21 protein-coding genes are annotated in these 26,522 nt (G+C 74.1%); 14 read left to right on the top strand and 7 right to left on the bottom strand.

What is annotated here, in order from left to right; all coding sequences use genetic code 11:
* The first annotated feature begins 74 nt into the window (after window positions 1–74).
* From ispG to IE207_RS26375, 4 genes are all read left to right on the top strand, one after another.
* Window positions 75–1,232 (top strand): flavodoxin-dependent (E)-4-hydroxy-3-methylbut-2-enyl-diphosphate synthase, encoded by a 1,158-nt coding sequence (gene ispG, locus IE207_RS26390; RefSeq protein WP_190186818.1) that lies wholly within the window; start codon window positions 75–77, stop codon window positions 1,230–1,232.
* 161 nt (window positions 1,233–1,393) lie between these two features.
* Entirely contained in the window at window positions 1,394–2,236 is an 843-nt protein-coding gene (locus IE207_RS26385; protein WP_190186910.1) for a GNAT family N-acetyltransferase, read from the top strand.
* A gap of 118 nt (window positions 2,237–2,354) precedes the next feature.
* A complete protein-coding gene (locus tag IE207_RS26380; protein WP_190186817.1) occupies window positions 2,355–2,936 on the top strand; it encodes a GNAT family N-acetyltransferase in 582 nt (193 codons plus the stop codon).
* Window positions 2,937–2,969: 33 nt separating this feature from the next.
* Window positions 2,970–4,664, top strand: a complete 1,695-nt coding sequence (locus IE207_RS26375) for a proline--tRNA ligase (RefSeq protein WP_190186816.1) — start codon at window positions 2,970–2,972, stop codon at window positions 4,662–4,664.
* A 232-nt stretch (window positions 4,665–4,896) separates the two neighbouring features.
* On the opposite strand, the gene IE207_RS26370 is transcribed toward IE207_RS26375, so the two are convergent.
* From IE207_RS26370 to IE207_RS26355, 4 genes are read right to left on the bottom strand one after another with little or no spacing between them, the layout of a single operon-like run.
* Window positions 4,897–5,877: a slipin family protein gene (locus IE207_RS26370; RefSeq protein WP_190186815.1), complete on the bottom strand. Its 981-nt coding sequence runs from the start codon at window positions 5,875–5,877 to the stop codon at window positions 4,897–4,899.
* 42 nt (window positions 5,878–5,919) lie between these two features.
* Window positions 5,920–6,822, bottom strand: a complete 903-nt coding sequence (locus tag IE207_RS26365) for an aminoglycoside phosphotransferase family protein (protein WP_190186814.1) — start codon at window positions 6,820–6,822, stop codon at window positions 5,920–5,922.
* Between the two features lie 16 nt (window positions 6,823–6,838).
* On the bottom strand, window positions 6,839–7,297 hold the full coding sequence (locus tag IE207_RS26360) for a ferritin-like domain-containing protein (RefSeq protein ID WP_229874022.1): 459 nt from the start codon (window positions 7,295–7,297) through the stop codon (window positions 6,839–6,841).
* Complete coding sequence (locus IE207_RS26355; protein WP_229874021.1) at window positions 7,294–7,851, bottom strand: hypothetical protein; 558 nt, start codon at window positions 7,849–7,851, stop codon at window positions 7,294–7,296. The genes IE207_RS26360 and IE207_RS26355 overlap by 4 nt, the downstream gene beginning before the upstream one ends.
* A 180-nt stretch (window positions 7,852–8,031) precedes the next feature.
* Here IE207_RS26355 and rimP point away from each other — a divergent pair, with 180 nt between their 5' ends.
* The 9 genes from rimP (at window position 8,032) to IE207_RS26310 (ending at window position 20,160) form a co-directional block, all read left to right on the top strand.
* Window positions 8,032–8,529 (top strand): ribosome maturation factor RimP, encoded by a 498-nt coding sequence (rimP, locus tag IE207_RS26350; RefSeq protein ID WP_190186812.1) that lies wholly within the window; start codon window positions 8,032–8,034, stop codon window positions 8,527–8,529.
* A gap of 2 nt (window positions 8,530–8,531) precedes the next feature.
* On the top strand, window positions 8,532–9,593 hold the full coding sequence (nusA, locus tag IE207_RS26345; protein ID WP_190186811.1) for a transcription termination factor NusA: 1,062 nt from the start codon (window positions 8,532–8,534) through the stop codon (window positions 9,591–9,593).
* A gap of 169 nt (window positions 9,594–9,762) precedes the next feature.
* Window positions 9,763–10,050, top strand: coding sequence for a YlxR family protein (locus IE207_RS26340; protein WP_190186810.1), 288 nt, complete (start codon window positions 9,763–9,765; stop codon window positions 10,048–10,050).
* A gap of 151 nt (window positions 10,051–10,201) precedes the next feature.
* Window positions 10,202–13,351 (top strand): translation initiation factor IF-2, encoded by a 3,150-nt coding sequence (gene infB, locus IE207_RS26335; protein ID WP_190186809.1) that lies wholly within the window; start codon window positions 10,202–10,204, stop codon window positions 13,349–13,351.
* A 184-nt stretch (window positions 13,352–13,535) separates the two neighbouring features.
* Window positions 13,536–13,829 (top strand): DUF503 domain-containing protein, encoded by a 294-nt coding sequence (locus tag IE207_RS26330; protein WP_136213480.1) that lies wholly within the window; start codon window positions 13,536–13,538, stop codon window positions 13,827–13,829.
* A 34-nt stretch (window positions 13,830–13,863) separates the two neighbouring features.
* A complete protein-coding gene (gene rbfA, locus IE207_RS26325) occupies window positions 13,864–14,313 on the top strand; it encodes a 30S ribosome-binding factor RbfA (protein WP_190186808.1) in 450 nt (149 codons plus the stop codon).
* Window positions 14,310–15,218 (top strand): tRNA pseudouridine(55) synthase TruB, encoded by a 909-nt coding sequence (gene truB, locus IE207_RS26320; RefSeq protein ID WP_190186807.1) that lies wholly within the window; start codon window positions 14,310–14,312, stop codon window positions 15,216–15,218. The genes rbfA and truB overlap by 4 nt, the downstream gene beginning before the upstream one ends.
* A gap of 291 nt (window positions 15,219–15,509) precedes the next feature.
* Window positions 15,510–19,082, top strand: coding sequence for a S1 family serine peptidase (locus tag IE207_RS26315; protein ID WP_229874020.1), 3,573 nt, complete (start codon window positions 15,510–15,512; stop codon window positions 19,080–19,082).
* Between the two features lie 121 nt (window positions 19,083–19,203).
* On the top strand, window positions 19,204–20,160 hold the full coding sequence (locus tag IE207_RS26310) for a bifunctional riboflavin kinase/FAD synthetase (RefSeq protein WP_190186805.1): 957 nt from the start codon (window positions 19,204–19,206) through the stop codon (window positions 20,158–20,160).
* Between the two features lie 84 nt (window positions 20,161–20,244).
* Here the strand turns inward: IE207_RS26310 and IE207_RS26305 are convergent, their stop codons facing one another.
* From IE207_RS26305 to eccE, 3 genes are all read right to left on the bottom strand, one after another.
* Window positions 20,245–22,569 (bottom strand): SCO5717 family growth-regulating ATPase, encoded by a 2,325-nt coding sequence (locus IE207_RS26305; protein ID WP_190186804.1) that lies wholly within the window; start codon window positions 22,567–22,569, stop codon window positions 20,245–20,247.
* Between the two features lie 135 nt (window positions 22,570–22,704).
* Complete coding sequence (locus IE207_RS26300) at window positions 22,705–23,403, bottom strand: hypothetical protein (RefSeq protein WP_190186803.1); 699 nt, start codon at window positions 23,401–23,403, stop codon at window positions 22,705–22,707.
* Window positions 23,400–24,686 (bottom strand): type VII secretion protein EccE, encoded by a 1,287-nt coding sequence (gene eccE / locus IE207_RS26295; RefSeq protein ID WP_190186802.1) that lies wholly within the window; start codon window positions 24,684–24,686, stop codon window positions 23,400–23,402. The genes IE207_RS26300 and eccE overlap by 4 nt, the downstream gene beginning before the upstream one ends.
* A gap of 254 nt (window positions 24,687–24,940) precedes the next feature.
* On the opposite strand from eccE, the gene eccB reads away from it, so the two are divergent.
* Window positions 24,941–26,518 carry a type VII secretion protein EccB gene (eccB, locus tag IE207_RS26290; protein WP_190186801.1) on the top strand — a complete coding sequence of 526 codons (1,578 nt, stop codon included), beginning with the start codon at window positions 24,941–24,943 and terminating at the stop codon, window positions 26,516–26,518.
* Window positions 26,519–26,522: the final 4 nt, after the last annotated feature.

Here is a 26,522-nt window from a genome sequence, read left to right as displayed (position 1 = left end):
GCCTTGGCGTAATCTCGAAGCCTGGAGCCCGCCGATCTCGGGACCTTGAACCACACCTTGGGGTTGCACAGCAGATGACTGCCATCTCTCTCGGAATGCCGTCCGTGCCGACGAAGCTTGCCGACCGCAGGGTCAGCCGCAAGATCCAGGTCGGCTCCGTGGCCGTCGGCGGCGACGCACCCATCTCGGTGCAGTCCATGACCACGACCCGCACCTCCGACATCGGCGCCACGCTCCAGCAGATCGCCGAGCTGACCGCCTCCGGCTGCAACATCGTCCGCGTCGCCTGCCCCACGCAGGACGACGCCGACGCGCTCGCGACGATCGCCAAGAAGTCCCAGATCCCGGTCATCGCCGACATCCACTTCCAGCCGAAGTACGTGTTCGCGGCCATCGACGCCGGCTGCGCGGCCGTCCGCGTCAACCCCGGCAACATCAAGCAGTTCGACGACAAGGTCAAGGAGATCGCGCGGGCCGCGAACGAGACCCGCACCCCGATCCGGATCGGCGTCAACGCGGGCTCGCTCGACGCCCGGCTGCTCAAGAAGTACGGCAAGGCCACCCCCGAGGCGCTGGTCGAGTCCGCACTGTGGGAGGCCTCCCTCTTCGAGGAGCACGGCTTCAGCGACATCAAGATCTCCGTCAAGCACAACGACCCGGTCGTCATGGTCAACGCCTACCGCCAGCTGGCCGCGGCCTGTGACTACCCGCTGCACCTCGGCGTCACCGAGGCCGGCCCCGCCTTCCAGGGCACCATCAAGTCCGCCGTCGCCTTCGGTGCACTGCTCTCCGAGGGCATCGGCGACACCATCCGAGTCTCGCTCTCCGCGCCGCCGGTCGAGGAGGTCAAGGTCGGGATCCAGATCCTGGAGTCGCTCAACCTCAAGCCCCGCCGCCTGGAGATCGTCTCCTGCCCCTCTTGCGGCCGCGCCCAGGTCGACGTGTACAAGCTGGCCGAGGAGGTCACCGCGGGCCTGGAGGGCATGGAGGTCCCGCTGCGCGTCGCGGTCATGGGCTGCGTCGTGAACGGCCCCGGCGAGGCCCGCGAGGCCGACCTTGGTGTCGCCTCCGGCAACGGCAAGGGCCAGATCTTCGTCAAGGGCGAGGTCATCAAGACCGTCCCCGAGTCGAAGATCGTGGAGACCCTCATCGAAGAGGCCATGAAGATCGCCGAGCAGATGGAGAAGGACGGCATCCCCTCCGGCGAGCCCACCGTCGCCATCGGCGTCTGAGGCAGCCCGGGGCACCTCCCGGTTTCCCGGCGTGCCCGTCCCCGCCCCCGCGTTCCGGGGGCGGGGACGGCGCTTTTTCGTGACCTGTGGGACCGGGCATCCCCCTGCGGCGCCGGGTACAGTGCGGAGATCAGCAGACTTGCACGGTGAGGCCCCCAGTGTTGACGCAGACCACCACCCGGGTCCTTGAACCCAGTGATCTCGACTCCGCGCTCGAAGTCCTCGGGCGCGAGCCGGTCGAGAACGCCTTCGTCACCTCCCGGGTCCAGGTCGCCGGTCTCGACCCCTGGCGCCTGGGCGGCGAGATGTGGGGCTGGTACCGCGACGGCGACCTGCGCTCCCTGTGCTACGCGGGCGCCAACCTCGTCCCCGTCTGCGCCGGCCCCGACGCCGTACGGGCCTTCGCCGACCGCGCCCGCCGCACCGGCCGGCGCTGCTCCTCCATCGTCGGGCCCGCCGAAGCCACCCGGCTGCTGTGGCGCCTGCTGGAACCCAGCTGGGGACCCGCCCGCGACGTCCGCTCCCACCAGCCCCTGATGATCACCGAACAGTCGTCCGCCGAGGTCCGGCCCGATCCCCTGGTCCGCCGGGTCCGCAAGGACGAGATGGACCTGATCATGCCCGCCTGCGTGGCCATGTTCACCGAGGAGGTCGGCATCTCCCCGCTGGCCGGGGACGGCGGGCTGCTCTACCAGGCCCGCGTCGCCGAGCTCGTCGGCACCGGCCGCTCCTTCGCCCGCGTCGAGAACGGCAGGATCGTCTTCAAGGCCGAGATCGGCGCGGCCACCCCGCGCGCCTGCCAGATCCAGGGCGTGTGGGTCGACCCCGAGTTCCGCGGGCGCGGGCACTCGGAGGCGGGGATGGCCGCCGTCGTGGAGTACGCGCTGCGCGACGTGGCCCCCGTGGTCAGCCTCTACGTCAACGACTTCAACACCGCCGCGCGGGCGGCCTACCGGCGCGTGGGCTTCCGCGAGGTCGGCGCCTTCATGAGCGTGCTCTTCTGACCCGTCGGGGAGCGTGCTCCGCGAAGGGGCCGGGAGGGTGCTCCGCGAAGGGGGCGGGACCACAAGACCCGGCGGCGGACCCGTACCCCTCGCCGATACCGCCGAGTAAGGTCACCGCATGCTGCCCACCCCCGAAGGCGACGGCCCCGACCACCCCGCCGGACTCCGCATCGGCCCCCTCGACCTCGCCGGCCGTGTGGACGAGGCCCTGCGCGTGCAGGCCGTCGCCTTCGGGCTCAGCGACGAGGAAGTCGGCATCCGGCGCTACATCGTCCAGCGCCACATGACGTGCCGGGGCGCCCGCGCGCTCGGCGCGTACACCGACGACGGCGCGCTCGCCGGGTTCGTCTACGGCATGCCGAACGACCGCGACCACTGGTGGTCCACCGTCGTCGAGCCGTACCTGCGCGCCGGCGACAACGAGGGCTGGCTCGACGGCTCCTTCGTCATCACCGAACTGCACGTCCACCCCGGGTTCCAGGGCCACGGCGTCGGCCGGGAGCTGATCACCCGGATCACCGACGCCGCCGCCGAGCCCCGCTCCATCCTGTCCGCCATCGACACCGACAGTCCGGCCCGCGCCCTGTACCGCGCGCTCGGCTACACCGACCTGGCCCGCCGCGTGTACTTCCCGAGCGCGAGCCTCCCGTACGCCGTGATGGGCGCCCCGCTGCCGCTGCGCAGGCCCGGAATTCGATGACGGACCCGGAGGGTGCCTCGGTAGGCTCGCTCCATGTCAACGCAACACGTGCAGCGCATGTCCCGCCTCCTGGCCAAGACCCTCCGCGAGGACCCGGCCGACGCCGAGACCCTGAGCCACCGCCTCCTCGTCCGCGCGGGGTACGTCCGGCGGAGCTCCGCCGGGGTGTGGACCTGGCTGCCGCTCGGCAAGCGGGTCCTGGAGAACGTCTCCCGCATCGTCCGCGAGGAGATGGACGCGATCGGCGCCCAGGAGGTGCTGCTGCCGGCGCTGCTGCCGAGGGAGCCGTACGAGGTCAGCGGGCGCTGGTCGGAGTACGGGGACCTGCTCTTCCGGCTCAAGGACCGCAAGGGCGCGGACTACCTGCTCGGGCCCACCCACGAGGAGATCTTCACCCTGCTCGTGAAGGACCAGTGCACGTCCTACAAGGACCTGCCGGTCATGCTCTACCAGATCCAGACCAAGTACCGCGACGAGGCCCGGCCGCGCTCCGGCGTGCTGCGGGGCCGCGAGTTCCAGATGAAGGACTCGTACTCCTTCGACGTCAGCGACGAGGGGCTCGCGCACTCGTACGCCCTCCACCGCGCCGCCTACCAGCGGATCTTCGAGCGGCTCGGCCTGGACCACCGGATCGTCTCGGCGGTCTCCGGCGCGATGGGCGGCTCGGCGTCCGAGGAGTTCCTCGCGCCGGCCCGCGCGGGCGAGGACACCTTCGCGGACTGCCCGTCCTGCGACTACGCGGCCAACACCGAGGCGGTGACCTTCGCCCTGACGCCGGTGGAGGCGGAACACGGCCCGCTGGAGGAGATCCCCACCCCCGACACGCCGACCATCGAGACGCTGGCGGCGCACCTGGGGGTGCCCGCCTCGGCCACGCTCAAGAACCTCCTCGTCAAGGTGGACGGTGAGATCGTCGCCGTCGGTGTGCCGGGCGACCGGGAGGTGGACCTGGGCAAGCTGGGCGAGCATCTCGCCCCGGCGGTGGTGGAGTTGGTGACGGCGGAGGACTTCGCGGACCGCCCCGACCTGGTACGCGGCTACGTGGGCCCGCAGGGCCTGGAGAAGGTGCGCTACCTGGCCGACCCCCGTGTCGCGCCGGGGACTTCCTGGGTGACGGGCGCCAACAAGCCGGACACGCACGCCCGGAACGTGGTCTGCGGCCGGGACTTCGAGGTCGACCGGTACCTCGACGTCGTGGTGGTCGAGCCGGGTGACCCCTGCCCGGCCTGCGGCAGCGGACTCGCCCTGGACCGGGCGATCGAGATCGGGCACATCTTCCAGCTGGGCCGCAAGTACGCCGACGCCTTCGGGCTCGACGTGCTCGGCCGTGAGGGCAAGCCGGTCCGGGTGACGATGGGCTCCTACGGGATCGGCGTCTCGCGCGTGGTGGCCGCGCTGGCCGAGCAGACGGCCGACGAGCGGGGCCTGTGCTGGCCCGCTTCGGCGGCCCCCGCCGACGTCCACGTGGTGGCGGCGGGCAAGGCCGTGCCGCTGGCGCTGGCCGAATCGGCGGCCACGGCCCTGGCGGAGGCCGGCCACCGCGTCCTGCTGGACGACCGGCCCGGCCTGTCGCCCGGCGTCAAGCTCACGGACGCGGAGCTGATCGGCGTGCCGTGGATCCTGGTCGCGGGACGCCGCTCCGCCGACGGCGTGGTCGAACTCCAGCACCGCGCCACCGGCACCCGCGAGGAACTCCCCCTCGCCGAAGCCCTGACCCGCGTGGTCTGACCGTCCCGTCGGCCCCGCGGCGCCGCCCGGCGCGGGCCCGGCCTGCCGGGAGGCAGCACCGGGCCCGGATCCGGCCGACGTCGGCCGCGGCAGCCGGTGCCCTCAGCGGACCCGGCGAGCGGCCCGGGGGTGGCCGCCGGGGGCTCCTGCGGGTCTGCGCGTTGCCCGGCGGGCGCCGTCGGCTGTGTGCCTTCCGCGGGCGGGCGGGGGCGACCGTGCGCGTCCCGTCCCGTCAGGTGTCGGGTTCGTCCGGTGTCGACGGCGGGGGCACGGGGTTGCCGGGAGGCAGGACCGGGTTCAGGTCCGGGTCCCCTGACCCGTCCACACGGCCGGAGCCGGGCCCGGCAGCCGGTGCCTCCGGCGGGGGCGGCGGGGCGTCGGGGCGGGTGGGGTCCGGCGGAGCCGGGTGTCGCACCGTCGGCGGCGGGGGCGCAGCCGTGGCGTCCGGTGGCGCCGGAGCGGCCCGTTCGAGGAAGCGCAGCAGCTCCACCGGGAAGGGCAGCACCAGGGTGGAGTTCTTCTCCGCCGCCACCGCCACCACCGTCTGGAGCAGGCGCAGCTGCAGCGCCGCGGGCTGCTCCGACATCACCTCGGCCGCCTCGGCCAGCTTCTTCGACGCCTGCAGCTCCGCGTCCGCGTTGATGACCCGCGCCCGGCGCTCCCGGTCCGCCTCCGCCTGGCGCGCCATCGACCGCTTCATGGTCTCCGGCAGGGAGACGTCCTTGATCTCCACGCGGTCGATCTGCACGCCCCACCCGACCGCCGGGCTGTCGATCATCAGCTCCAGGCCCTGGTTGAGCTGCTCCCGGTTCGACAGCAGATCGTCCAGGTCCGACTTGCCGATGATCGACCGCAAAGAGGTCTGGGCCATCTGCGAGACCGCGAAGCGGTAGTCCTCGACCTCGATGATCGCGCTGGCCGCGTCCACGACCTTGAAGTACACGACCGCGTCCACCCGCACCGTGACGTTGTCCCGCGTGATGCCCTCCTGCGCGGGAACCGGCATCGTCACGATCTGCATGTTCACCTTGCGCAGCCGGTCGACACCCGGGACGATCATGGTGAAGCCGGGGCCGCGGACGCCCTCACGCAGCCGGCCGAAGCGGAACACCACGCCCCGTTCGTACTGCCTCACCACCCGCGCGGCGGCGGCCGAGACCGCGCACGCGCCCACGCCCGCCGCGATGATCGCTGTCAGCAGTTCCTGGACCATGGCGGCCTCCCTGCGGACACATCCTGATACCTACGGTATGCCCTACAACCAGGCCGCGAATTCCAGCAACAGCTCGGCTTCGCGCCGCCGTCCGGCCGCCAGCGCCCGGTTCCCGGACTCCACCGCCCGGAACACCGTCCAGCCCCGCAGCCGGTCCCGGTCCACGTCCAGCGCGTCCGCCAGCTTGTTCACCCGGCGCCGGGCACCCGAGGCCCCCGCCGAGGTGGCGACCTGGTCCTCCAGCCGGTCCCGGACCAGTCGGGCCAGGTCGTACGCCCGCTCCCCGACCAGCGGATCCGGGCCCACCGTCAGCCACGGCGCGCGCTCGCCCGCCAGCACCTTGCCCTGCCGGAAGTTGCCGTGCAGCAGCAGTTCCTCGGCCGGGGCGCCCGTCAGCTCCTCCTGGATCGCCAGGGCCTGCGCCGCCAGCGCCTCCGCCTCCTGCGGGGCCTTGCGCAGCGCCTCCGCCTGGCGGGCCGTGCGCTGCGCCACCGTCTCCCAGCCGTGGCCGGCGCCCGGCGCCACCCACAGCCGGCGCAGGGTGCCACAGGCCTCCAGCAGCGCCTTCGCCTCCGGGAGCGAGCGCAGCGACACCTCCGGGTGCAGCCGCTCCAGGAGCAGCCCCCCGTCCTCCTCGTGGTGGCGGGAGTCGAGGACCCGTACCGCCCCGAAGCCGCCCCAGTGCGCGAGCGCCGCCAGTTCCAGGTCCGGCCGGGCGGCGGGCGGGGCCAGTTTCAAAGCGGCCGGGGTCCCGTCGGAGTACCGCACGAGGACCACGAGGCTGCTGCGCCCGCCGGGCGCCTGCACCCGCTGGGCCAGCACCTCACGCCGGGCCAGCGCCTCCTCGGCGAGCCGGGGCAGCCGCTCCAGCCAGTCGGCGTCCCGCGCCGGATCCGGCGTCTCGCCGAGCGCCCGTACGAGCCGCTGCGGCGGTTCGAAAGCCATGCGTGCGTAGTCCCTTTCAGCCGGTCTGGGCGCGGTCCGCGCGTTCGGCGAGCCCAGGGAAGGCTACGCCGCCGCCGCGCCACCGTGCCGCCCGCACCGCGGCGGCGCTCAGTGCGTCGGCCGCCTCACGGCGCAGCGGGCCTTCCGCGGCCCGGACCAGGTCGGAGTACGCGCCCGCGACGCGCTCCTCGATCTCGGCGGCCAGCCGCTCGGCGTCGGCCGGGCCGCGCACCTCGTACGGCAGGGCGTACGCGGCCTCCGCCGCCCGGGGAGATCCGCCCATCTCCCGCACCGTCCGGGTCAGGGAGTCGCGCCGCGCGAGGTGGTTCCCGTACGCCTCGCGGGCTTCCGCCGCCCGCTCCGGCGAGGTGCGCGCGCCGATCACCCCGTAGCCGTACGCGGCGGCGTGCTCGGCGGCCAGAGCCGACTGCGCGGCCTCCAGCGGGCGGCTCGCGGGGGAGGGCGAGGGCTTCACGGGGCGGCTCCGGGGGTCGCGGTCAGCAGGTACGCGTGGACGGCTCCGCAGGCCGCCACCGAGGCCAGCAGGCGGGCCAGCTCCCCGGGCGCGCCGGCCAGGGTGATGGTTCGCGCCTCGGACAGGCTCCGCTCGGTGTCCGCGAGCTCGGTCAGCGCCTCGGCCGCGGTCGCCGGTACGGGCGCGGAGCGCGGCGCGGGCGTCCCGGCCGCGGGGGCGGAGCCCGACGACGAGGCGGAGGGGCCGGCGGCCCCGGGCGGCTGGGCGGCCGCGGGGCCTGCCAGCGCCGCGCTGTGCGCCGCGACGGCCGCGCGCAGCGGTGCGAGCCGCCCGGCCAGGTCCGGGTGGGCGGCGGTGGTGGCGTCGTAACGTTCCAGCAGCCGCTCGGTGTCCCGTACGGCGCCCTCGCGCATCCGCCGTTCGAGTGCGATCCCGTTGTCCCCGGGGTTCGCGCCGCTCTCGCCCGTGCAGCCGGTGAGCAGCACGGCGCCGGCCGCCCCGGCGGCTCCGGCGAGCACGCTCCGTCGTGAGGGCCCGCGAGGCACTGCGGGCATCGAAGGCATGGTCCAGGGCACGGCGACGACCTCCGGAGGTGCTGGCGGGGCAGGGTGTGATCACCGTACCCGGGGCCCCCGCCGGGCGCGCGGACGGCAACACCCTCCGCGACCGGATACCCTTTGACCTGACACGCGACGGAAAACCACAACAGCAGACGCGGCCGAGGAGTCACCCGGATGAGCACCACCCAGAGCGACAGGCTGCGCGGACTGCTGGAGCCGCTCGTCGCCGCCAAGGGCCTGGACCTCGAGGACATCGAGCTGTCGAAGGCGGGCAAGCGACGGATGCTGAGGGTCATCGTCGATTCCGACGAGGGCGTGGAACTGGATGCCTGTGCCGAGCTGAGCCGTGAGGTCTCCGATCTGCTCGACGAATCCGACGTGATGGGCGAGGACGAGTACGTCCTCGAAGTGAGCTCTCCGGGCGCCGACCGTCCGTTGACCGAGCACCGTCACTACGTCCGGGCGACCGGACGCCTCGTGAAGTTCCAGTTGGCGGAGGGCGGCGAACTGGTCGCCCGCATCCTCGACGTGGACGACGAGGGCATCGACCTGGAAGTTCCGGGCGTGAAGGGCCGCAAGGCGACCGCCCGCCGCATCGCATTCACCGACATCGCCAAGGCGCGTGTCGAGATCGAGTTCAACCGCAAGGACAAGAAGGAAGAGGAGGCGTAGCCGTGGACATCGACATGAGTGCCCTGCGGGGTCTGGTCCGGGAGAAGGAGATCTCCTTCGACCTGCTCGTCGAGGCGATCGAGTCGGCCCTCCTCATCGCGTACCACCGCACCGAGGGCAGCTACCGCCGTGCCCGCGTCGTGCTCGACCGCAGCAACGGTCACGTGGTCGTGTGGGCGACGGAAGACCCGAGGGATCTCGAAGAGGGCCAGGAGCCCAAGGAGTTCGACGACACCCCGTCGGACTTCGGCCGGATCGCCGCGACGACCGCCAAGCAGGTGATCCTCCAGCGTCTGCGCGACGCCGAGGACGACCTGACGTTCGGCGAGTTCGCCGGCCGTGAGGGTGACGTCATCACCGGCGTGGTGCAGCAGGGCAAGGACCCCAAGAACGTCCTCGTGGACATCGGCAAGCTGGAGGCCATCCTGCCGGTGCAGGAGCAGGTCCCGGGCGAGGAGTACACGCACGGCCTGCGCCTCAAGGCGTACGTCGTCCGCGTGGCGAAGGGTGTACGCGGCCCGTCGGTGACGCTGTCGCGCACCCACCCGAACCTCGTGAAGAAGCTGTTCGCGCTGGAGGTCCCGGAGATCGCCGACGGCAGCGTCGAGATCTCGGCGATCGCCCGCGAGGCCGGTCACCGCACCAAGATCGCCGTCCGCTCCACCCGCTCGGGCCTGAACCCGAAGGGCGCCTGCATCGGCCCGATGGGCAGCCGCGTGCGCAACGTGATGGCGGAGCTGCACGGCGAGAAGATCGACATCGTGGACTGGTCGGACGACCCGGCCGAGATGGTCGCGAACGCCCTGTCACCCGCCCGGGTGAGTGCGGTCGACGTCGTCGACTGGGACTCCCGCTCCGCCCGGGTGACCGTGCCCGACTACCAGTTGTCGCTCGCGATCGGCAAGGAGGGCCAGAACGCCCGCCTCGCCGCGCGCCTCACCGGCTGGCGCATCGACATCCGCCCCGACACCGAGGAGCCCTCGGACCGGGAGGCGGGCCGGGACGCCGACCGTGAGGGCCGCGGCGGCCGCGAAGGCGAGCACACGGACCGGCGCGGGGAATAAACCATTACCGGCCGGTGTTCACCGGCCGGTAGACAGGGACCCGGACCCGGGTCCCCGGCACGCGGGAACCGCTCCGGGCCCGCCCGGAGGTTTCCGAATGGATCACGACAACGTCCGTTCGATTTTTCGCCTGAAGGGGTGAGGTCGGTACGGGGAGGTAGACTTAGGCGTGTCTGGCCGGACGCAAGCCCGCGCATGCCCCGAACGCACCTGTGTGGGGTGCCGGGAGCGAGCGGCCAAGAGCGATCTGCTGCGCATCGTGGCGATCGAGGACGAATGCGTCCCCGATCCACGCGGTACGCTGCCCGGCCGGGGTGCCTACCTGCACCCCGCCGTGGTCTGTCTCGACCAGGCGGTCCGCCGCCGGGCGTTCCCCCGGGCCCTCAGGGCCGCAGGGGCGCTCGACACGGAGGAACTGCGCAAAGCCCTGGCCGGTGAGGCCGGGGCGACACCGTAAGAAGAAGTAGTACGGCACGGATACCCCGTGCGGTCAGGTACCTCGCGAGTTGGAAGTAGGTCGAGATTGCGATGAGCACTCGATGAGTACGCGATGAGTACGCCCATGAAGTAGCGACGGTCCGGCGTAACCCGGACCTAAAAGGAGCGAAGTGGCTAAGGTCCGGGTATACGAACTCGCCAAGGAGTTCGGAGTTGAGAGCAAGGTCGTCATGGCCAAGCTCCAGGAACTCGGTGAGTTCGTCCGTTCGGCGTCCTCGACGATCGAGGCGCCGGTTGTACGCAAGTTGACCGATGCACTGCAGGGGCCCGGCGGCAACGCCGGCAAGTCCGCTGCAAAGCCGGGTGCGCCCCGCAAGGCCGCCCCCGCCAAGCCCGGGGCTCCCACCCCGGGTGCCGCTGCACGTCCCGCGGCGCCGAAGCCCGGCGCCCCGGCCCCCAAGCCGGTCGTCGCGGAGGCTCCGGCCGCCGCAGCGCCCGCACCGGTGACCCCGGCCGCCGGCGGCCCGCGTCCCGGCCCGAAGGCCCCGTCCGCCCCGAAGCCCGCTCCGGCGGCTCCCGTGGCGACCGAGTTCTCCGCGCCCCCGGCGGCCCCCGCCGCCACTCCGGCGCGCACCGAGCGTCCCGCCGGTCCCGGCGCGACCCCCGGCCCGCGTCCGGCGCAGCAGCGCCCCGAGCGTCCGGCGGCCCAGGGTGGCCAGGCCGGCGCCCGTCCCGGCGCACCGCGCCCGGCCGGCACCGCCCCCGGCGGCCAGGGACAGCGTCCCGCCGGCCCCGGTGGCCAGGCCCCGCGTCCGCAGGGCGCCCGTCCGGCGGGTCCCCGTCCGGGCAACAACCCCTTCACCTCTGGTGGCTCCACCGGCATGGCGCGCCCGCAGGCGCCCCGTCCGGCCGGCGCTCCCCGTCCCGGTGCCCCCGGCGCCGGCGGCGGCCAGGGTGCTCCCCGTCCGCAGGGCGGCCCGGCCGGCGCTCCGCGCCCGCAGGGTCCCGGCGGCGCCCGTCCCACCCCCGGTGGCATGCCCCGTCCGCAGGGCGGCGCCCCGCGTCCCGGTGGTGCCCCCGGCGGTAACCGTCCCAACCCGGGCATGATGCCGCAGCGTCCCGCTGCCGGTGGTCCCGGTCCCCGTCCCGGCGGCGGCCCCGGTGGCCGTGGTCCCGGTGCGGGTGGCCCGCGTCCCGGTGGCGCCGGTCGTCCCGGTGGCGGCGGCGGCTTCGCCGGCCGTCCGGCCGGTCCCGGCTCGCGTCCCGCGGGTGGCGGCGGCTTCGGCGGCCCCCGTCCCGGTGGCGGCGGCTTCGGCGGCGGTCCGGCCGGTGCCGGTGGCGGCGGTCGTCCCGGCTTCGGCGGGCGTCCCGGTGGTCCCGGTGCCCGTGGTGGCACGCAGGGTGCCTTCGGCCGTCCCGGCGGTCCGGCCCGTCGTGGTCGCAAGTCCAAGCGTCAGAGGCGCCAGGAGTACGAGGCCATGCAGGCCCCGTCCGTCGGCGGCGTGATGCTGCCCCGCGGCAACGGCGAGACCGTTCGCCTGTCGCGCGGTGCTTCGCTCACCGACTTCGCGGAGAAGATCAACGCCAACCCGGCGTCGCTCGTCGCCGTGATGATGAACCTCGGCGAGATGGTCACTGCCACGCAGTCCGTCTCCGACGAGACGCTCGAGATGCTGGCCGGCGAGATGAACTACCAGGTTCAGATCGTCAGCCCGGAGGAAGAGGACCGCGAGCTCCTCGAAGGCTTCGACATCGAGTTCGGCGAGGACGAGGGCGGCGAGGAATTCCTCATGCCGCGTCCCCCGGTCGTCACCGTCATGGGTCACGTCGACCACGGTAAGACCCGACTGCTCGACGCCATCCGCAAGACGAACGTCGTTGCGGGCGAGGCCGGCGGCATCACCCAGCACATCGGTGCCTACCAGGTCGGTACCGAGGTCAACGGTGAAGAGCGCAAGATCACCTTCATCGACACCCCCGGTCACGAGGCGTTCACCGCCATGCGTGCCCGTGGTGCCAAGTCGACCGACATCGCGATCCTCGTGGTCGCGGCCAACGACGGCGTCATGCCGCAGACGATCGAGGCGCTGAACCACGCCAAGGCCGCCGGCGTCCCGATCGTCGTCGCGGTCAACAAGATCGACGTCGAGGGTGCGGACCCGGTCAAGGTGCGCGGTCAGCTCACCGAGTTCGGTCTGGTCGCCGAGGAGTACGGCGGCGACACGATGTTCGTCGACATCTCCGCCAAGCAGGGTCTGCACATCGACTCCCTGCTGGAGGCCGTCGTCCTCACCGCCGACGCCTCGCTCGACCTGCGTGCCAACCCGGAGCAGGACGCTCAGGGTATTGCGATCGAGTCCCACCTCGACCGCGGCCGCGGTGCCGTCGCCACCGTCCTCGTCCAGCGCGGTACCCTCCGCGTCGGCGACACGATGGTCGTGGGCGACGCCTACGGCCGAGTGCGCGCCATGCTCGACGACAAGGGCAACAACGTCGAGGAAGCGGGTCCCTCGACCCCCGTCCTGGTCCTGGGTCTCACCAACGTCCCCGGCGCCGGCGACAACTTCCTCGTCGTGGACGAGGACCGCACGGCCCGTCAGATCGCCGAGAAGCGTGCTGCGCGAGAGCGCAACGCCAACTTCGCCAAGCGCGTCCGCCGGGTGTCCCTGGAAGACCTCGACTCGGTCCTCAAGGCCGGTCTGGTCCAGGAACTCAACCTCATCATCAAGGGCGACGCGTCCGGTGCGGTCGAGGCCCTCGAGTCCTCGCTGCTCCAGCTCGACGTCGGTGAAGAGGTCGACATCCGCGTCCTGCACCGCGGTGTGGGTGCGGTCACCGAGTCCGACATCGCCCTGGCGATGGGCTCCGACGCCATCGTCATCGGTTACAACGTCCGTGCGGCCGGCCGTGCCGCGCAGATGGCGGACCGCGAGGGCGTCGACGTCCGCTACTACTCGGTGATCTACCAGGCCATCGAGGAGATCGAGGCGGCCCTCAAGGGTCTCCTCAAGCCGGAGTACGAAGAGGTCGAGCTCGGTACGGCGGAGGTCCGCGAGATCTTCCGCTCGTCCAAGCTGGGCAACATCGCCGGTGTCCTCATCCGCTCCGGCGAGGTCAAGCGCAACACCAAGGCGCGGCTCCTGCGCGATGGCAAGGTCATCGCCGAGAACCTCACCATCTCCGGTCTGCGCCGCTTCAAGGACGACGTCACCGAGATCCGCGAAGGCTTCGAGGGCGGTATCAACCTCGGCTCCTTCAACGACATCAAGATCGACGACGTCATCGCGACGTACGAGATGCGCGAGAAGCCCCGCGCGTAAGCGCGAGGCGGTTCGCACCGTGTCGTAAGGCTCGTACGGCCGTTGGCCGTACGGGCACCACCGGGGCCGGTCGGCGGAATATCCGTCGATCGGCCCCGGCCGTTGCGTGTACGGTTCTGGTGACCCTGCCGAGCGTCTGGCCGGCAGGCCACCGAACCCGCACCGGCGGGATATCCGGAACTGCATGTACGTGGGGACTCTGTCCTTCGATCTGCTCCTCGGCGACGTCCACTCGCTCAAGGAGAAACGCTCCGTCGTCCGGCCCATCGTCGCCGAGCTCCAGCGCAAGTTCTCCGTGAGCGCGGCCGAAGTGGGAGACCAGGACCTGCACCGCAGGGCCCGTATCGGGGTCGCGCTGGTGAGTGGGGACGCGGGGTTCGTGTCGGACGTACTGGACCGCTGCGAGCGGCTGGTCGCAGCGCGTCCGGAAGTGGAGCTGCTGTCGGCGAGACGGCGGCTGCACGGTGATGAAGACTGATTGCTTGTCTGCAAGAAAAGAAGGAGACGGACCAGTGGCCGACAATGCGCGGGCGAAGAAGCTGGCGGACCTCATCCGGGAGGTGGTGGCCGAGAAGCTGCAGCGCGGTGTCAAGGACCCGCGCCTGGGTACGCACGTGACCATCACGGACACCCGCGTCACCGGCGACCTGCGGGAGGCCACGGTCTTCTACACGGTCTACGGCGACGACGAGGACCGGGCCAGCGCGGCAGCGGGCCTGGAGAGCGCCAAGGGCGTACTGCGCTCCGCGGTCGGCCGGGCGGCGGGAACCAAGTTCACGCCCACCCTGACCTTCGTCGCGGACGCCCTCCCGGAGAACGCCAAGACCATCGAGGACCTCCTCGACAAGGTGCGCGCCTCCGACGCCGAGGTGCGCGAGGCCTCCTCCGGCGCCAGCTACGCCGGTGACGCCGACCCGTACAAGAAGCCGGGCGAGGACGACGAGGACGCAGCGGCGGAATGAGCACCAATGCAGGGAAGACTCCGGACGGCCTGATCGTTGTCGACAAGCCGTCCGGTTTCACTTCGCACGACGTGGTCGCCAAGATGCGCGGGATCGCCAAGACCCGCCGCGTCGGCCACGCCGGCACGCTGGACCCGATGGCGACGGGCGTCCTCGTCCTGGGCGTCGAGAAGGCCACCAAGCTCCTCGGCCACCTCGCGCTGACGGAGAAGGAGTACCTCGGCACGATCCGCCTCGGCCAGAACTCGCTGACGGACGACGCCGAGGGCGAGATCACCTCCTCGACGGACGCCTCCGCGGTGACCCGTGACGCGGTCGACAAGGGCATCGCCAAGCTGACCGGCCAGATCATGCAGGTCCCGTCGAAGGTCAGCGCCATCAAGATCAAGGGCGTGCGCTCGTACAAGCGCGCGCGGGACGGCGAGGACTTCGAGATCCCGGCCCGGCCGGTGACCGTCTCGTCGTTCCAGGTGTACGACATGCGCGACGCGGAGGCCGAGGACGGCACCAAGGTCGTCGACCTCGTCGTCTCCGTCGTCTGCTCCAGCGGTACGTACATCCGCGCCCTCGCCCGTGACCTGGGGGCCGACCTCGGCGTCGGCGGACACCTCACCGCGCTGCGGCGCACCCGCGTGGGCCCGTACAAGCTCGACCGGGCGCGGACGCTCGACCAGCTCCAGGAGGAGCTGAGCGTCATGCCGATCGGCGAGGCGGCCGCGGCGGCGTTCCCGCGCTGGGACCTGGACGCGCGGCGGGCCTCGCTGCTCGTCAACGGCGTACGGATCGACATGCCGGACGAGTACGGCGAGGGCCGCACGGTCGCGGTGTTCGGCCCGCAGGGGCAGCTGCTCGGACTGGCCGAGAACAAGGGCGGGAAGGCGAAGTCGCTCGCGGTCTTCGTCTGACGCCGGTCTCCGGCTGGCGCCGGTCTTGGGGCCGGTCTTCAGCTGGCGCCCGTTGCCGGCTGGCGCCGGTGTTGACGTGGAGCGGTGAGCGCACAGGGACCGCTGCTCACCGCTCCACGACCCCCCTCGGGTAGGTGTTTATCCACCCGAGGCCCTCTATTCACCCGTCCGAGCAGGCGCTCGGAGTGAATGGAGGGAGCACAAGGGGGCGCTTTCGCCTCGTGTGCTTTTGCCGCTGATCTTCACCTGCCTACCGTCATGAGCACGAAAGCGGCGGGGAGTGGTGCGGCAATGGCGGAGCTCGTCAGGATCTGCGATCTCGCCGGGCGGGTGCGGGGCAGCGGCTTCGTCGCCGACGACCGCGGGACGGTGATCACCGGCCACGAGGCCGTCGACGGAGCGGACCGGCTGGTCCTGCACGGACCCGGGGGCCGGACCTGGCTCGCCGGGACAGCCGATGTGACCGCCATGCCGGGGCTCGCGCTGGCCCTCGTACGGACCGACGGGCTCGGGGTCCGCCCGCTGCCGGTGGCCCGGCGCGAGGTGGTCGAGCCCGGCACGTACGTACGGCTGCCCGCGCGGGGCTGGCGCCAGGCGCGGGTGCTCGCGGCCGGAGCGGAGGTCGTGCGCCGGTCGGGGGAGCGGTGCCACGGGCTGCCGGCCGTGGTGGAGCTGGCCATCGGAACGGACGGGCGGGACGCCCTGCGGGGCGGCGGCGAAGCGTGCGGAGCCCCGGTAGTGGACGCCGTGACCGGAGCGGTGCTCGCGGTCGTGGGCACGGCGGGGACCTTCGCGGTGCCGCTCCGCGCGGCCGCGGGGGCGCAGGGCGGGGGCCCGCTGCGCGAGGTGCTGGAGCGCAACGCCGCCACCGTGCCGGGCTACGGGGCGGAACTGAACCTCGCGGGCGCGCTGGCACTCACCGGGACGACGCTCGGGCCGGTGCCGTGCGGGGGGCTCGTACCGGGTGAGCCGGGTCCCGTCGCGCGCCCCCGGATCGCCGCCGAACTCGACGCCTTCACCGCAGGGGACCGGCTCGTGCTGGGGGTGGTCGGCGACCCCGGCACCGGCCGCACCACCGCGCTCGCCGTCCTGGCCGCCGCCCGGGCGCGCGGGGAGCGCCCGGCGCCGACGCTGTGGCTGCGGGGGGCGGAGCTCAGGGACGGCGACGGCTCGCTGGCCGACGCGGTGTCGCGTGCGCTGGCCGCGGCGGGGCGGATCGTGTCGGCGGGCGCGGATGCGGATGCGGATGCGGATGCGGCCGGCCCCGCGGGGGCTTTCGGGGGAGGGGGTCCCGCTGGGGCCGGGGGCTTCGCGTGCGCTGGTGTCCCGGGGGCGGGGCGGACGGTCGGGGGGTTTGGCGTGGGAGCCGAGCCCGGGGTCGCCGCTGGTCCCGGGACGGGGTGGGCCGGTGCTGCCGGGGTGTGGGGCGGGGGGCTTGGTGCGGCTGCGGCTGGCTCGGTGGGGGCGGTGGGACCCGGGGCCGACCCCGTCGGGGAGGGGGTGGCGTTGTTGGCCGCTGCCGCCGGGCGGGGGCTGGTGGTGGTGCTGGACGCGCCCGAGGAGATGCCGCCCGGGCTCGCACAGGATCTCGGGCCGTGGACCGCGGCCACCGCCCGGTGGCTCGGCGGGGCCGGAGCCCGGCTGATCGTCGCCGCCCGGCCCGAGTTCTGGGAGCGGGCCGGCACCCTCTACCCGCCCGACGTGCTGCACAGCCCGGCCCGGCCCGCCCCGGGCCTGCCGCCCGCGCTGCCGGTCGGCGACCTGACCCCGGCCGAGGCCGCCGCGCTGCGGGGCCGCCTCGGAATCCCGGACGACGCCGTCCGGGAGGCCGACGCCCGGCACCCGCTGACCCTGCGCCTGCTGGCCGACGTACGCGCCGCCGGGGTCATCGAGGGCCGTCCGGGCCGGGACGAGGTGTTCGCCGCCCACCTGGACCTCCTCGCCCTGCGGGTGGCGGTGCGCATCGCCGCCTCGGCCGCCGGCATCCGGGACGCCGGGGTGCACGCGCCAGGGGTGCGACGGCTCGCCGCCCGCGTCGCCGGGCGGGTGCACGAGGCGGCCCGGCGGTGTCTGGGCCCGGGGCAGGGCCGGCTGGAGCGGGCCGCCTTCGAGGAGCTGTTCCCCTGGCGCACCGGCTGGGCGTCGGCCGTGCTGACCGAGGGGCTGCTGGTGCCCGCCGGGCCCGGCTACCGCTTCGCCCACGAGGAGCTGTCCGACTGGCTCCAGGCCGGCCACCTCGACGTGCCGACCGCCCTGGACTCCCTCGTGCACCGGGGGCCGGCCACCACCGGGCCGCCCGTGCCCCGCCACCGCATCGGCCCCGTCCTGGAGGCCCTGCGGCGGCTCCCGCCCGACCAGGCGCGCAAGGTGCTGACCGGGCTCGTGGAGGCCCAGGGGGCGCCGGGGGCCGACCGGGCCTGGTGGGCTGCCCGGCTGCTGCACGGGACCCTGGTGCGGTCCCCCGACGCCACGCCGCACCTGCCGGTTTTGCACGCCCTCGCCGAGCACCTGTCCGGCCGGGCGCACGACACGCCGGACCCCGGCGACCCCCGCGACCCCGGCGGCCCCGGCGACTTCGACGGCCGGTTCTGGAACCGGCTCCGGCTCCCCGAGCCCGACCGGCTGGACCTGCTGCGCCGCCTGCTGCCCTCGGACCACCGCCACCTCGAAGCCGCGGCCCGCCGCCTGGCCCGCGACCCCCGCCACGTACAACCCCTGCTCTGCGCCTGGTTCGGTGACGAACGCCGGCTGCGCGGCCGTCCCGGCGCGACCGTGGCCACCGCCGCCCAGGCCCTGCTGCACACCCACCGCGGCCTCGCCGTGGACGACCTCGCCGAGGCCCTCGTCGCCGCCGCGCACCCCCGCGCCGACGAACTGCTCGCCGTACTCGCCGAAGACGAGCCCTCCGCCCTGTGCCGGGCCGTCCACCGCTGGGCCCACGACGAGCGGCCCGGCCGCCGGGTCGCGGCCGCCGCCTACGGCCCGGTCACCGCCCCGCACGTGCGCACCCCGGCCGACCGGGAGCTGCTGCGCCAGGCCGCCCAGGCGCTGCTCGCGCGCCCCGGCGACTCCACCCTGCACGGCGGCGCCCTCGCCACGCTGCTCCGCGACCCCCAGGTGCGCGCCCGATACCTGCCCGAGGCCCTGGCCTGCTTCCGGAGCCCGGAGTGCGGCGCCCGGCTCCCCGCCGAGGCCCTGGTGGCCGCCCTGCCGGTACTGCCCGAGCCGGACGCGGTGTTCGCAGCCCTGCGCGCCCGGGCCGACGGGGAGGTGCTGCGCGCCCTGGCCGCGCTCACCACTCCGGGACTGGCCCGGCGAGCCGGTGACCTCGTACGGGACCACCTGGCGCGGTGCCCGGCGGACGCCCCGCACGCCGCCGCCTTCGTGGACCGGCGCCTGGAGCAGGGCCCGGCGGCCGCCCCCGTCCTGCGCCCCCTCGTCATGGAGCTGTTGCGGTCCGCGCCGACGTCGGTCCGGGCCGCGCTGGCCGCGGTGCTGGCCGCGCCCGGCGGGGAGCCCTCGTACCCCCTGCGTGGCGAGCTGGCCGACGTACTGCTGCGCGAGGAGAGCGATCCGGCGGTCCTCGACGCGTTCCTGGGCGCCGTCGCGGCCGGGGCCGGCGGCCGTCCGCACCAGCGCACCCGGGACCTGCTCAGACGAACCGGCCGGCAGCTGCTCCGTCTCCCCGGCGGACCCGCGCTGTTCGAGCAGCGGACCGTGGAGCTGTCACGGACCGACCCGGCGTTCGGCGCGGTGACCGCACGCTGGCTCGGGGAGGCGACGGCGGAGGCCGCCGCACTGCTCGGGCCCGGCGCCCGGCGCACCGTCGAGACGCTGGGCCGGGGCGCCCCGGACATCACCTGAGCCGGGAAGGCGCCCAGTCCGACGCCGATGCGGGGCCGCGGCGGGCGGCATGGCAGTCTTAGACCTGCAATCGGCAATCAGTACAGGGTCTACCCACGGGTTCGGGCGAGGAGCGGTCACAGTGCAGCGCTGGCGTGGCTTGGAGGACATCCCCGATGACTGGGGACGCAGCGTCGTCACCATCGGATCCTACGACGGAGTGCACCGCGGCCATCAGCTGATCATCGGACGGGCCGTGGCCCGGGCTCGCGAACTCGGCGTGCCGTCGGTCGTCGTGACGTTCAGCCCGCACCCGAGCGAGGTCGTGCGCCCCGGCAGCCACCCGCCGATCCTGGCCACCTACGAGCGCCGGGCCGAGCTGATGGCGGACCTGGGCGTCGACGCGCTGCTGATCCTGCCGTTCACGGCGGAGTTCTCGCAGCTGTCCCCGGCCGACTTCATCGTGAAGGTGCTGGTCGACAAGCTGCACGCGCGCGCCGTCATCGAAGGCCCGAACTTCCGCTTCGGCCACAAGGCCGCCGGGAACGTCGACTTCCTTCGCGAGCTGGGCGCCACGTACGACTACGAGGTCGAGGTCGTGGACCTGGTGGTGCGGGGCGAGGCGGGCGGCGGGGTGCCGTTCTCGTCGACGCTCGCGCGCAGGCTCGTCGCCGAAGGCGACATGGAGGGCGTCGCCGAGGTCCTCGGCCGCCCGCACCGGGTCGAAGGCGTCGTGGTGCGCGGGGCGCAGCGCGGCCGAGAGCTCGGCTACCCGACGGCCAACGTCGAGACGCAGCCGCACACCGCGATCCCGGCTGACGGGGTGTACGCGGGCTGGCTGACGGCGGACGGCGAGCGGATGCCCGCGGCCATCTCGGTCGGTACGAACGTGCAGTTCGACGCCACCGAGCGGACCGTGGAGGCGTACGCGATCGACCGCGTCGGGCTCGACCTGTACGGGATGCACGTGGCCGTCGACTTCCTCGCCTACGTGCGGGGGATGGCGAAGTTCGAGTCGCTGGACGGCCTGCTGGAGGCCATCGCGGACGACGTGAAGCGCGCTCGGGTGCTGACCGAAGGCTACGACGCGCAGCGCTGAGCGGCGGCCGGACGACGCGGAAGGGCCCGCACCCCCCTCTCGGGAGGTGCGGGCCCTTCCGCGTCGTGGGCGCTGGCGGGGCGGTCAGCCGAGCCGGGGGTCGCGCGGCGGCTGACCGGGCTGCTGCGGCTGCTGTTGCTGCGGCTGCTGCCAGGGCTGGCCGGGCGGCGGGTACTGCTGGCCGTAGGGCTGGGGCGCCTGCGGCTGCTGGTAGGAGGACTGCGCGTGCTGCGGTTGCTGTGGCTGGGCCGCGGGCTGGGGCGCTCCCCAGTGGCCCTGCGGAGCCTGCTGCTGGGCGCGGATGAAGTCCTCGGCGACCAGCGCGGAGAGGTTGAAGTACGCCTCGCGGGTCTTGGGCCGCATCAGGTCGAGGTCCACTTCGGCGCCCGCCGCGAGGTGCTCGTCGAACGGCACCACGACGACACCGCGGCAGCGGGTCTCGAAGTGCTGCACGATGTCCTCGATCTTGATCATCTTGCTGGTCTCGCGGACCCCCGAGATGACGGTGAGGGACCGGGAGACGAGGTCGCCGTACCCGTGCGCGGACAGCCAGTCGAGGGTGGTGCTGGCGCTGCTCGCACCGTCCACGGAGGGGGTCGAGATGATGATCAGCTGATCGGCCAGGTCCAGGACGCCGCGCATGGCGGAGTAGAGCAGACCCGTGCCGGAGTCGGTGAGGATGATCGGGTACTGGCGGCCCAGGGTCTCGATGGCGCGGCGGTAGTCCTCGTCGTTGAACGTGGTCGAGACGGCCGGGTCCACGTCGTTGGCGATGATCTCCAGGCCCGAGGGCGCCTGCGAGGTGAACCGCCGGATGTCCATGTACGAGTTGAGGTACGGGATCGCCTGGACGAGGTCGCGGATGGTGGCACCGGTCTCGCGGCGGACCCGGCGGCCGAGGGTTCCGGCGTCGGGGTTGGCGTCGATGGCCAGGATCTTGTCCTGGCGCTCGCTGGCGAGGGTCGCGCCGAGCGCGGTGGTCGTGGTGGTCTTGCCGACGCCGCCCTTGAGGCTGATCACGGCGATGCGGTAGCAGGACATGACGGGGGTACGGATGAGTTCGAGCTTGCGCAGGCGCTCGGCCTCGGCGGCCTTGCCGCCGAAGCGGAAGCCGGAGCGGGTGGGCTTGGGCTTCTGCTTGGCGCGCAGCAGGCGGTCGGAGGACAGCTCGACGGCGGCGGTGTAGCCGAGCGGCGCGCCGCCGGTGGCCGGGCCGGCCTGGTACGGGGGCTGGGGCCACTGGCCGCCGGAGCGGGGGTCGTGCGGGGGCGCGGGCTGCGCCGGGGCGGGGGCAGGCGGCGGGAACCCGTAGCCGTCCGGGGCCTGGTACGTGGGCGGCAGCGCGGGCAGCTCAGCGGCGGGTGCGGCCGACTCCGCGGGGGTGACGGGGGGCGCGGCGTAGGGCCCGGGCGGGGCCGGGGCGTAGGCGGCGGGGGGTACGGGCGTGCCCTCGGGCGGCGTGGCGGTCCGGTACGGCTGTACGGGCGGCACGGCATCGGCCGGAGCGGAGGCCGCCACCTGCGGCGGAGCCTCCACCGGAGCGGGAGCCGTGGTGAACGCCGGGCCCGGAGTCCCGTCGGCCGGTGCCGGGGTTGCCGGGGGAGCGGTGGTGAACGCCTGCGGCGGGACCTCGGCGTCGGCCGGGGGCGTGTGCGGGGCGGGCTCCCGGTCCGCGGCGGCGACGGGCGCCGGAGCCGCGTCGGCCGGGGGCACCGGGGGAGCGGTCGGGAACGCCGGCGCCGCGTCGGCCGGTGCCGGAGCCGGAGCGGGAGCGGTGGTGAAGGCCGGGCCCGGAGCCGCGTCGGCCGGTGCCGGGGTTGCCGGGGGAGCGGTGGTGAACGCCTGCGGCGGGACCACGGCGTCGGCCGGGGGCGTGTGCGGGGCGGGCTCCCGGTCTGCGGCGGCGACGGGCGCCGGAGCGACCACCGGACCCGGCTCCGGCACGGTCACGGGTGCGGGGCCCGGCTCCGGCACGGGCGCCGGCGCCGGAGCGGTCACGGGCGGGGCCGGGTCCGGAGCGGTCAAGGGCGCCGGAACGGGCACGGGCGCGGGGTCCGGCTCCGGGGCGGCGACCGGCGCGGGCCCGACCGGGGCCGGGGTCGCCGGGGGAGCGGTCGTGAACACCTGCGGCGGGACCACGGCGTCGGCCGACGGCGTACGCGGCGCCGACGGAGCGATCCGCATCGTCGGCGGCGAGGTCACGTCCGACGGGCGGTGCGGTTCGAAGCCGCTGCCCTCCGGCAGCCCCGGCACGGACGCGGCAGGAGCCTGCGCCGCGCCCTGCGTGTACCAGGCCGGAGGGGTGTAGTCGATGGTGAACTCGCCCGTCACCTCGGGCTCCGCGTCGGACTGATCGTCCGTCGGGACGTCCCACGTCCCGCCGCGCCTCTCGTTCCGATCGCCGCTCACTGAGTCCTCCTGATCTGTCGAACACCGGTCAGGCGCCCACCTCGACGCCGCGCCCACGCTCAGCCTAATCGCGCCGCGCCGCCCCGCCCGACCCCGTGTCCGGGCTCACGCCCCCACGGCCCCGCCGCCGGCCCGTCAGTCGATCCGCCGCGCCGCGCCCAGCAGGCCCGTCTCGGTGTCCGTGCCCTGCGTCATGACGAACTTCCGGTCCCGCGGCGTGCACCACAGCGTCACCCCGTCCCCCAGCGTCGGCAGCGACTCCACCGCCGCCCGGGGAAGGTGCATCAGGCCGCCGATCTGTGCCGCCTCGTCGGGGGACACCCGCTGCACCCCCACCAGCGAAGCGTTGCGCATCAGCCGCGGCGCCGCCGGGCTCAGGTACGGCAGCAGGGTCAGCACCGACTGCCACGGCCCGGCCACGACCCGCCCGCGCGGCGGCCGCATCCCGCAGTCCCGGACCACCAGCACCGGGCTGCCGGCCGACGCGCCCTGGGGCGGCACCCGCCCCACGTCGTGCAGGGTCACGCACTGCTGGCCGCCGCCCGCGGCCTGGGCCAGCCCCGACCACACCTGCCCGCGCCCGGTCTCCACCGCGACCCGGGCTCCCGTGGCCGCCGCGCGCAGCGCCAGTACCTGCGCCGTCCACAGCCCACCGATCAGCGTGACCTCGTACGGCGTGGGCCGGTTGACGCCCAGCACCGCCGGACGGCCCTCGGCGTCGACGCCGATGACCACGCCGTCGTCGGCGACGGGCAGAGCCAGCACGTCCAGGTCGGCCGCCGGGACCACGTGCCGTTCGCGGCGCGGCCCGATCAGCCCGAAACCGCCCCTCATCGCGCTCCTCCCAGCGGCAGCGAGGCCAGCAGCCCCGGTACCTGTTCGCGGTCCAGCCGGACGAGTCCGGTCTTCACGCCCCGCGCCGTCCGCTCCAGCTCGCGGCGGGCGGCCACCAGTTCCTCGTCGCTGCGGCCCGTCACCCGTACGTGCCCGGTCAGCGTCACGCCCTGCCGTTCGGCGGGGGCGATCGTCAGGCTGAAGTTCGTCGCGAGCGCGGGCAGTGAGGTGAGCAGCGCCACGAACTGCGGCAGCGCCGCCGCGCCCGGGCCGCCCAACTGCGGCCAGCGGCCTATCCAGTACGTCGTGTGCCGTCGGTCGTCGCAGCGCCACGTGCGCGCCGTCTCCTCCGTGCGGCGGCCGGTGCCCGAGGACCGGCCGGCCTGGGTGATGGCCATCGGGTTCGCGCAGGAGGAGGTGGCCAGCGCGCCCGTCAGCTCCTGCTCGGTCAGCACCACGGCGCGGAACCCGGCGCCGGTCAGCCGGCTCGCCAGCTGGTCCGCGATCCGCACCAGGCACCGCTGGGCGCCGCCCAGCCCGCCACCGCGCGCGGTGACCGCCTCCGGGCACAGTTCCGGGTCCAGCTTGAGCGCGATCCACGTCAGCCGCACCGCCGGCGTGCCCGTACTGGCCTGGAGCGGGGCGTAGTTGCGGGTGGCCATCGCCTGGGCCGGCAGGTGCGGTGCGGGCGCGGGCTGCGTGTGCTGCACCAACTGGGCGGACTCCAGCCGGATGCCGTCCACTTCGAGGACGTCCCGTACGAGCCCCAGCGGAAGCGGGCGCGTCCCGCGGTCGGGCCGCAGGGCGGTGGCGTCCATGTCCACCTGGACGACGGCCGTCAAGAACGTGCCGTCGCCGACCATGCCGACCGGCCGCCGGTCGCGGTCGCTGAACGTCAGTGTCCGCAGGGCGCGTTCGGCCTCGACCAGCGGGGCCAGCCCCGGCTCGACGCCGGCCGGTACGGGACGCCCCGCGGCGCGGCGGCGCCGGGCGCGCAGCGCGAGCGCGCCGCCGATCCACTCGGGCAGGGAGCGCTGGTGACGGCGTACGAGCGCGAGCGGCACCAGGACCAGGGCCAGCACACCGGCGGGCACCAGCAGCAGCGGTTCCACGACCCAGGCCACCAGCAGGGCGGCGGCCGCGAGTTGGAGGAGCACCAGCTGTTGCAGCCGGAACGGCCCGAACCGGCCCGGGCTGGACCGTGGATGGGGTGTCACCCCGCCGCGCGCCGGCGTCGCCGGGCTTGCCGGGGCCGTCCGTGGCTGCGTCGCGGTGGCCGTCACTCGCGCACCTCCCCATCCCGGGGGCGGGCCCCGTACGCTGCGGTCCGGCGGATCGCCGCCGCACTCTCGAAGTCTGCCGGAATCCGCCCCGACGGGCCCCGGCCGCGCCGGTCCGCAGGCCGCCCGGCGGCCGCCTGAGCCTACCCGGCCCGTGCATACCGTCCGTCAAGAGGCATAGTAGGTCCCCGGTCCGATCATCGAGGCCCGGGGCACGGGAGTCCGCTACCGGGCCGTGCGGCGAGAAGCAGGCGGTCATGGCATCACGGCGTGATGAACTCAACGCGTACACCTTCGCGAAGCGGCGCACGGTGGCGGCGTTCCTCCAGCCCTCCGCCACCGGCACCGAGGAAGGCGCGCCCCGCCCGCTGCGAGCCGTGGTCCCCGGCCTGGTGGTCGGCGCTCTCGTGGTCGCGGGTTTCGGCGCCTGGGGCATGTTCAAACCGCAGGCGCCCAAGGGCTGGGACGAGCCCGGTACGCAGGTCATCGTGGGCAAGCAGTCGACCACCCGGTACGTGGTCCTGACCACCAAGGTCAACGGCAAGGACCAGACCAGGCTGCACCCCGTGCTGAATCTGGCGTCCGCGCGACTGCTGCTGGATCCCGCGAAGTTCAAGGTCGTGCAGATCGACGACAAGATCCTGGACGCGGGCAAGCCGCCGCGCGGCCCGATCATAGGCATCCCCTACGCCCCCGACCGGCTGCCCGCCCCGGCCGACGCCGGCAAGGCCAAGCGCTGGGCCGTCTGCCAGCAACCCGGCGGCAACGGCAAGGCCGTGCAGACCGCCGCGTTCGTCCTGGCCGACCGGGAGGCGCGGCTGATGGACGACGGCCGCAAGACCACCGACACGCAGGTGCTGTACGTGCAGAACACCGGCGGCGCCAAGGAGCGTTACCTGGTCGACGCGGCCGGTACCAAGTACCGGTTCCCCGAGGGCACCGCCGACGCGGCGACGATCACCACGGCCCTGGTCGGTACCGGCGCCACCCCCCAGCCGGTCACCGAACAGTGGCTGGCCACCCTCACCCCCGGCGACGACCTGGCCTTCCCGCAACTGCCCGGCAAGGCGGGCGAGAAGGCCGCCGTGCAGGGCCTCGGCACCGCCGACGGCAAGGTCGGCATGGTGCTGACCGCCCAGACCGGCTCCGGCACCCAGTACTACGTCGTCCTGCCCGACCGGGTCGCGCCCGTCTCGGAGTTCACGGCCTGGCTGCTGATCTCGGCGCCCGCCGCCGACGGCCTCGACATGCACGGCAGGGCCCACGAGGTCGACCTGCAGTCCCTCAACCCGGACGCCACCCCGTTCAAGAGCGACGCCAAGTGGCCCCAGCGCAAGGCGGCCCAGGTCAACCGGGTCACCGCGGCCCCCGGCTCGGCGGCGGGCGCAGCGCTGCGCGACACGGTCTGCGCGGTGCTGCGCTCCGTCGACGGCCAGGGCAACCCGACGTTGAGCACCTGGGCCGGTACCGGCTTCCCCGTCGACATCGCCGCGAGCGGCACCGGCGCGTACGTCACCCCGGGCTCGGGACTGCTCTACACCCAGGTCCAGGGCCGGCAGACCACCGCGGGCGGCTCCACGTTCCTGGTCACCGACACGGGCCTGCGGTACGCCGTCCAGGCCAACGGCGACAGCGACGCCGAACAGTCCGGGATCGGCGCGGGCGGCCCCAAGCAGCCGGGCACGGGCGACGGCCGTCCCGAGGCGAGCCAGGCGCAGATCCGGCTCGGCTACGGCGCCGTCACCCCGGCCATGGTGCCCATCGCCTGGTCGGAGTTCCTCTCCAAGGGGCCGCGCCTGGACACCAACTCCGCCCGTCAGCCCCAGGGGTCGTGAGGAT

The organism is Streptomyces cirratus, assembly GCF_014650775.1.
In the GTDB taxonomy this organism is placed as follows: Bacteria; Actinomycetota; Actinomycetes; order Streptomycetales; family Streptomycetaceae; genus Streptomyces; species Streptomyces cirratus.
The sequence above is the reverse complement of the archived record's forward strand: the minus strand, read 5'-3'. Positions and strand labels throughout refer to the sequence as shown.